6 protein-coding genes are annotated in these 7,553 nt (G+C 34.3%); 2 read left to right on the top strand and 4 right to left on the bottom strand.

The window, feature by feature from the left end:
* On the bottom strand, nt 1–1,177 hold a 1,177-nt coding region (locus tag TD18_RS15735; protein ID WP_040254530.1), incomplete at its 3' end, for a fibronectin type III domain-containing protein.
* Nucleotides 1,178–1,385: 208 nt separating this feature from the next.
* Nucleotides 1,386–2,351 (bottom strand): endonuclease/exonuclease/phosphatase family protein, encoded by a 966-nt coding sequence (locus TD18_RS15730; RefSeq protein WP_040254528.1) that lies wholly within the window; start codon nt 2,349–2,351, stop codon nt 1,386–1,388.
* A gap of 70 nt (nt 2,352–2,421) precedes the next feature.
* Between TD18_RS15730 and hflX the strand changes: the two genes are divergently transcribed.
* A complete protein-coding gene (gene hflX / locus TD18_RS15725) occupies nt 2,422–3,642 on the top strand; it encodes a GTPase HflX (RefSeq protein ID WP_040254526.1) in 1,221 nt (406 codons plus the stop codon).
* 64 nt (nt 3,643–3,706) lie between these two features.
* Here the strand turns inward: hflX and TD18_RS15720 are convergent, their stop codons facing one another.
* Together TD18_RS15720 and TD18_RS15715 are read right to left on the bottom strand one after the other, a co-directional pair.
* A complete protein-coding gene (locus tag TD18_RS15720; protein ID WP_040254524.1) occupies nt 3,707–5,770 on the bottom strand; it encodes a M13 family metallopeptidase in 2,064 nt (687 codons plus the stop codon).
* Nucleotides 5,771–5,885: 115 nt separating this feature from the next.
* Entirely contained in the window at nt 5,886–6,410 is a 525-nt protein-coding gene (locus TD18_RS15715) for a hypothetical protein (RefSeq protein ID WP_040254521.1), read from the bottom strand.
* Nucleotides 6,411–6,578: 168 nt separating this feature from the next.
* Here TD18_RS15715 and TD18_RS15710 point away from each other — a divergent pair, with 168 nt between their 5' ends.
* The gene (locus TD18_RS15710; protein WP_040254519.1) at nt 6,579–7,544 is read left to right on the top strand and encodes an NAD-dependent epimerase/dehydratase family protein; all 966 of its coding nucleotides are present in this window, start codon (nt 6,579–6,581) and stop codon (nt 7,542–7,544) included.
* The last annotated feature ends 9 nt before the right edge of the window (nt 7,545–7,553 follow it).

The following is a 7,553-nucleotide window of genomic DNA, read 5'->3' as shown; positions in this document are numbered from 1 at the left end:
CAGCTGTCGTTAAATCTATAGCAGGACTTACTGCTGAGGCTGTAGCTGTTGTCCCTCCTGAAGACTCATAGTTCATAAAACTTCCTCCACTAAAAGCCGCATCTGCTCCTGTGCCACCTGAGCCTGAATCATTCGGAATCTCCCATGTTCCATCCCCTCCGTTTATATCGCCTGACCAGCCATCTACTGAATCATATTCTGCCGTATAAATAAATGAAGAACTCCCTGAACTACACGTCACGCCAACTGGTGCTGGTGGTGGTGTGTTGAACGTTCTAAAATTAATTGGACCAACCCAAGGGCTAAATTCTCCGTTGCAATCTGATCTTACATATACTTCATAATCTGTAATCGCTGTTAAACCTGATACGCTATATGGGTTATTAGCTGTTGTCGCTAATCCCGAACCCGTTGGAGCTCCTGTTCCTGCTGTCTGAACTACAACTTCCCAATCGGTCTCGGTTCCTCCAGGTGTCCAGGTAATATCTGCAGTTATATCAGTTATATTACTAATAGTAATACCTGAAGGTTCTAGACAAGTTACTTCAAAAATGTTTACTGTATCAAAACCTACGCCTTCATCTTGAACGCTACCATCAGAAGCAAAAGCAAATCTTAGTAACACACTACTTTGTCCAGCTAATCCTGTTAAAGCATGACGTGCAGTAACCCAACCATTAGAGCCATTATTTGAAGAAGCTCTTCCTGTCCAACCTACTGCTTGGCCTCCAGGATTTCCTCCAATAGTACCATCATTAAACCAGTTATTTGGATCACCTAAACCACCAACATTTTGCCATGAAGTCCCATCATCAATTGACGATTGCAACACCATTCCATCCCAGCTAAACTCTGCATTCCACCAGATTTTAAACTCTATTGAAGGCGCACTTAGGGATGAAAAATCAAATATTGGGCTAACCACTGAAGCATCTTCATTGGCAGCATAAGCTCCTGTTAGACTAGTTACCCAAGCATTGGCACCAGAATCAGCACTGTTTATAATAGTGTTTGCAGGTGTTCCTAATTCCCAAGAACCAGCTGAAGGATCATCAACTGTCCATCCTCCATCTCCAGATTCAAAATCTTCTAAATATGGATAAGAAGTAATTTGAGCATTCAAATTCCACGCAAAAAAAACGAGAAAAAATGCTAATAGAAAAGTAATCTTTTTCATGTGATGTATACTATTAATTATTTTATATAAATTATTGGTATTAAACAAATTAGACTCAGATACTCAAGATTGAGACTAAGTAAATAAGGTTAAACATTGTAAGAACAGGAGCAAATAAGTAACCGAAGATAAAAAAAATGGCTATTAAGAAAGCCTTAACATTGTTATAATAGATAAAGTGCTGTTTTTATCGATAAAAAGATTTTGCCTATGAATTCATCTTGCTTAATTGTATGTACACCGGAAAATGATCACTAAATCCACCTTTATACTTTTTTCCCACATAAGTTCTAAAAGGTTGTCCTTTAAATTTGCCATGATACTGAGTAAGAAATTTTTCATCAAAAATATTTGCGAATTCAAATTTTAAACTCGAATTATCCGTTTCAAAAAAATTTGTTGAAAATAATATTTGATCAAACACATTCCATCTGAAGTTATGATTTTGAGTCCCTCGTGCATACGATACTAAGGTTTTCATAGGATTAAACAATTGTCCCTTTTCAGTGAGCATTTTTACACTTTCATTGTTTGGGTTATCATTAAAATCACCCATGACAATTATTTTCGGATTACTTTCATTTTCGTTAATTAATCCAATGATTTCTAGTACTTTCTGAGATGCAGCTATTCTATTTAGAGATGATTCTTCTTGTCCATCACGACGAGATGGCCAGTGATTGACTATACAGTGCATGAACTCACCATTTAATTTTCCAGAAACCCACAATATATCTCTAGTAAAATCCTGAATACCATCCTCTTTTTCTAAATAAATCGAAAAAGGCTTCGAATACTCTAATTCAAATTCATCTTTGTTGTAAATAAAACCGACGTCAATTCCTCTTTCATCTTTAGAATCATAATGTACAATGTCATAATTATAATTCTTTAAATTTTCGGTATTAATAAGATCTAGAAGTACTTTTTTGTTTTCAGCTTCTGCTATTCCTATTATTGTAGGTGGTTTTTTGAGATTATTAAACCCAATTTTAGAAATAACATCTGAGAGTTTATATAGTTTATTTTCATAGCGTTTTTTCGTCCATCGCTTGGCTGCGTGCGGCAAAAAATCATTGTCATGTGTAAACCCATTATCTTTAATATCAAAAAGGTTCTCAACGTTGTAAAATGCTATCGTATATTGGTGTTCTATTCTACTTTCTTTTTCCACGAGACAAATTTAAATTTTAAAATACAATCCACATACTTTCAATTATGTAACTTTGTGAATATTTTAATTTATGATAGAAAAAAAAGACATAGAGCTTGAAAAAGCCGTACTCATAGGAGTCATTACTAAAGATCAAGATGAAGAGCGTTCTAAAGAATATTTAGATGAGTTAGAGTTTCTTACTTATACTGCAGGTGGCGAAGTATTGAAGCGTTTTACTCAAAAAATGGATATGCCTAATCCAAAAACGTTTATTGGTTCAGGTAAAATGGAGGAAGTGGAAAATTTCATTAAAGATAATGATGTTGGAACTGCTATTTTTGACGATGAATTATCTGCAGCTCAAGAACGTAATATCAGTAAAATTCTAGGCTGCAAAGTGCTTGACCGCACCAATCTTATTTTAGATATTTTTGCTCAGAGAGCAACTACAAGTTATGCCAGAACTCAGGTAGAACTTGCGCAATGTGAATATTTATTACCAAGATTAAAAGGTATGTGGACACACCTTGAACGACAAAAAGGTGGTATTGGAATGCGTGGTCCTGGTGAAACTGAAATTGAAACAGATAGACGTATTGTTAGAGACAAAATTGCTTTACTAAAAGCCAAAATAAAAACCATTGACAAACAAATGTCAGTTCAACGTGGTAATCGTGGTAAAATGGTAAGAGTCGCACTCGTTGGCTATACCAATGTTGGAAAATCTACATTAATGAACGTCATTAGTAAAAGTGATGTCTTTGCTGAAAACAAGTTATTTGCAACGCTTGATACGACCGTTAGAAAAGTGGTTATTCAGAACTTACCTTTTTTACTAACCGATACTGTTGGTTTTATCAGAAAACTTCCAACGCAACTAGTCGAATCTTTTAAAAGCACACTTGACGAAGTTAGGGAAGCAGATTTACTATTACATGTTGTCGATATTTCTCACCCAAATTTTGAAGAACACATAGATTCTGTAAACAAAATTCTTGGAGAGATTGATAGTTCAGACAAACCCACTATCATGGTGTTTAATAAAATTGATGTTTATAAAGCAGAACCGCTAGATGAAGATGATTTAATTACTGAAAAAACTTCAGCACATTACACCTTAGAAGAGTGGAAAAAAACATGGATGAATAAAGTTGGTAATAATGCTTTGTTTATTTCTGCACTGAATAAGAAAAATTTGGATGTATTTAAAAAACGAGTCTATGATGAAGTAAGAGAAATTCATGTGACCCGTTTTCCTTACAATCATTTTTTATATCCTGATTACGAAGAAGAAGAGAAAGAACAATAATTAACTTTAAAAAGAAAAGGCTGTCCTTATTAAGGGACAGCCTTTTTCAATTATTTTAATTTGATTACCAAATTCTGACTCTATCTTCTGGAGCCAACCACATGGCATCACCTTCTTTAATATCAAATGCTTCATAAAACGCATCAATATTTTTTAAAGGTTGTGTAGCTCTCACAATTCCTGGAGAATGTGTATCAGTTTTAATAAGTCTTCTCATTTCGTCATCTCTTGTTAAGGTTCTCCAAACTGTTGCCCAAGACATAAAGAAACGTTGTTCTGGTGTAAAACCATCAATATTTTCTGGTCTTCCGTTTTCTTTAAAATGCAATTGCAATCCGTCATAAGCACCAAGCACACCACCAAGATCACCAATATTTTCCCCTAAAGTATATTTCCCATTAATGAATACACTATCCATAACTTCAATAGCGCTGTATTGTTCAGCTAATGCATTACCTCGTTTTGTAAATTCTTCCAGGTCTTTGTCTGTCCACCAGTTTTTTAAGTTTCCGTCAGCGTCAAAACGAGCGCCAGAATCATCAAAGGCATGAGAAATTTCATGTCCGATAACTGCTCCAATTCCACCGTAATTTACGGCATCATCAGCTGTATAATTATAAAACGGAGGTTGCAAAATTGCTGCAGGAAATACAATTTCGTTATTAATTGGATTAAAGTAAGCATTTACCATTTGAGGTGGCATTCCCCACTCTGATTTGTCAATAGGCTCACCTATTTCAGATAAATTTTTCTCAAATGCCCATTTACCAACAGCCATCATATTTTCAGCATAGGTATTCCCTTCTTTAACCATTAAGGCTGAATAATCTTCCCACTCATCAGGATACGCTATTTTTACAGTAAATTTATCCAATTTCTCAATCGCTTTGGCTTTTGTTTCATCAGTCATCCAATCTAAATTCTGTATTCTGTTTTGAAATGCCGAAATTACATTGGCAATCATTTTTTCAGCTTTTTCTTTAGCTTCAGGTGGAAATTTAGCTTCAACATATAATTTACCAATTGCTTCTCCAACTGAACCTGTTACAGTTCCAAGCGCACGTTCTTCAGCAGATCGCTGTTTTTTTGCACCACCTAAAGTTTTTGAATAAAACTCCCAGTTTGCTCTTTCAATTTCCGTTGTTAAAAAACCCGCAGCATTATCAAGTGTTGTCCAAGTCATCAACGTTTTGATATCTTCTATTGATGTGGCCTTTAAAAAATCATTTAAAGCTACCATATATTTAGGCTGAGCAACAAGAATTGTATCTATTTCTTTTTTAATTCCAAGATCATTAATCATTTTTGACCAATCGATTGCAGGACACATTTCTTGCAATTGAGAAAGCGATCTTGGATTGTTGTAATTTCTTGTATCTCTTGCAGCAACTTTATCCAGTCTTGGTTCAACTAATTCAGTTTCCATTTCAAGGATTTTAACGGCAGCTGCATCTGCATCTTCTTTGCTATAATCAATAAATTGAAGCATTCTTGACACATGAGCCTTGTATTTCCCTCTTATTTCTTTTGATTTTGCATCTTGATCTAAATAATAATCACGCTGTAATCCTGTCCCTCCAGGACCAACCCAAGCTGTATTCATACTACTGTCATTTAAATCTGGACCAGCACCAAGACCTGCAAAAGGAGAAGCAACACCCATTGTTGTAGCTTCTATAGTTTGCATATCTGAAAGACTGTTAATACTATTGATTTTTTCTAGAATAGGTTTTAATGGTGTGATACCAGCTTCATTACGAGCAATGGTATCTAACTCAGATTCGAAAATAAGTAATGCTTTTTTTTGGTCACTTCCTTCTTCGTATTTTCCTAATTCTTTGGAAGTTTTTAAAATTTCTAAAACGTCCTCTCTAGTATCTTTTCTCAATACACCAAAGCCACCCCAACGTGTTTCCTCTTCAGGGATTTGAGTGTTTTTAGCCCATTTACCATTTACATAATTGTAAAAATCATCTTTTGGACTCACAGAGGTGTCCATGTTGTCGAGATTAATTCCAGGAATAGTCTCAACCATTGCTGTTCCTTCTTTTGGTTCTTCTTTACATCCTATAAATGCAAATACTGCCAATACAGAAACTATCAAAATACTCTTGATATTAGTTTTCATAATGTGTTTTGTGTGTTAATTTGATTTAAAATTAGTTATTAATTAGAAGCCTGAAAGCAGCATTTGTTACATATTAACAAAACATTAAGATTAATAACATTTATTTGTTTAAGAATTAATCTGGTTTAGAAATATTATTCTTCTCAAACTCAAGCTTTTTATTGATTTGAAGATTAAGATTAGAGAAGGCTATAAAAACTTCTTTTAAGCCTTCAAATTGTTCATCTTTTGAAATATTATCGAGCAGTAATAGGCTATTTAATTTAAGTAACTTGGTTTGCAAGGCTGTTATTCTGGAATTGATTTCGTTGGTATTGATAGCTTTGGGAATTTCGGCACTAAAGTCATTGATAAAAGTGGTAATTAAAGAGATATCGCTCTTTAGGAATGACAAATCTGCTTTTTTTAAATACTCTATTTGGGTGTTTAGCTCCTGATATTTTTGCCAATCGTTTACGGCCTTTTTTGCATCATTACTCAATCCGTAATCGTTATACTTGAGACTTTCAATCTCTTTTTTTGTGATGGTTTTAGATGACTTATCTTCTTGAGTTATTTCTATTTCGGGTTCTTGTGTATCTGTTTTACAACCAACAAGACTCACACCTATAAAACAAAGAAATATTAAATAAAGACGCATAAACAAATACCTTAATTTGAATGTAAATATACTTAAAGCGAATGTACTTTAATGATTATAACCTTCGATTTTAACAAAAAATAAAGTGTTGTTAATTTTGAGCATTATAGTTTTTTGTCCTTTTTATTCTTAGTATTTTTGGTTCACATTAATAAGTATGTAAAATATATGTCAAAAGTATTAATCATTGGTGCTGCTGGTCAGATTGGTTCAGAATTGACCCAAAAACTTCGTGAAATAAATGGTAAGGATAATGTTGTTGCAAGTGATATTAATTATTCAAATACGCATGTTGTCAATTCAGGTCCTTTCGAAATTCTTGACGCAAAAGATTTCAATGCTATAAAAAATTGCATCGAAAAACACCATATTGATACGGTTTATTTAATGGCTGCAATGCTAAGCGCAACGGGTGAAAAGCATCCAATGATGGCATGGGATTTAAACATGAATTCCTTATTTCATGTTTTAAATCTAGCTAAAGAAGGTGTGATTAAAAAAGTGTTCTGGCCTTCGAGTATTGCGGTTTTCGGACCAACAACGCCTTCGGTTCAAACACCTCAGCATACCACTATGGAACCGACTACTGTTTACGGCATTACCAAACAAGTTGGAGAACGTTGGTGCGACTATTATCATAAACAATATGGTGTCGATGTGAGAAGCATCCGATATCCTGGAATCATAAGCTGGAAAACTATGCCTGGAGGAGGAACCACAGACTATGCTGTTGAAATTTATCACAAAGCAATAACCGATAAAAGATATGATTGCTTTTTATCTGAAAACACCGAACTTCCAATGATGTTTATGGAAGATGCTATTGAGGCTACACTTCAAATTATGAAAGCACCTTCCGAAGCTATAAAAATTAGATCAGCTTATAACCTGGCTGCCATCAGTTTTACACCGAAACAAATCGCTGCTTCAATTAAAAAGCATATTCCAGATTTTAAAATTGGCTACAACCCTGATTTCCGACAAAAAATTGCAGACAGCTGGCCTAAATCTATAGATGATACTCAAGCCAGATTAGACTGGAATTGGAAACACAACTACAATCTGGAACAAATGACTAAAGAAATGATTTTTCAACTGGAAAAAAAATACAGCTCTTCAGAAAAAGTCACCTAAAAAGTGATG

It is taken from the genome of Psychroserpens mesophilus, from assembly GCF_000826645.1.
Classification (GTDB): domain Bacteria; phylum Bacteroidota; class Bacteroidia; order Flavobacteriales; family Flavobacteriaceae; genus Psychroserpens; species Psychroserpens mesophilus.
This window is presented reverse-complemented; position numbering and strand designations above follow the sequence as displayed.

Excerpts from the sequence above, each read along its gene's own strand:
- TD18_RS15720 (WP_040254524.1), bottom strand. The coding sequence starts at position 5,770 with ATGAAAACTAATATCAAGAGTATTTTGATAGTTTCTGTATTGGCAGTA.
- hflX (WP_040254526.1), top strand. The coding sequence starts at position 2,422 with ATGATAGAAAAAAAAGACATAGAGCTTGAAAAAGCCGTACTCATAGGA.
- TD18_RS15710 (WP_040254519.1), top strand. The coding sequence starts at position 6,579 with ATGTCAAAAGTATTAATCATTGGTGCTGCTGGTCAGATTGGTTCAGAA.
- TD18_RS15715 (WP_040254521.1), bottom strand. The coding sequence starts at position 6,410 with ATGCGTCTTTATTTAATATTTCTTTGTTTTATAGGTGTGAGTCTTGTT.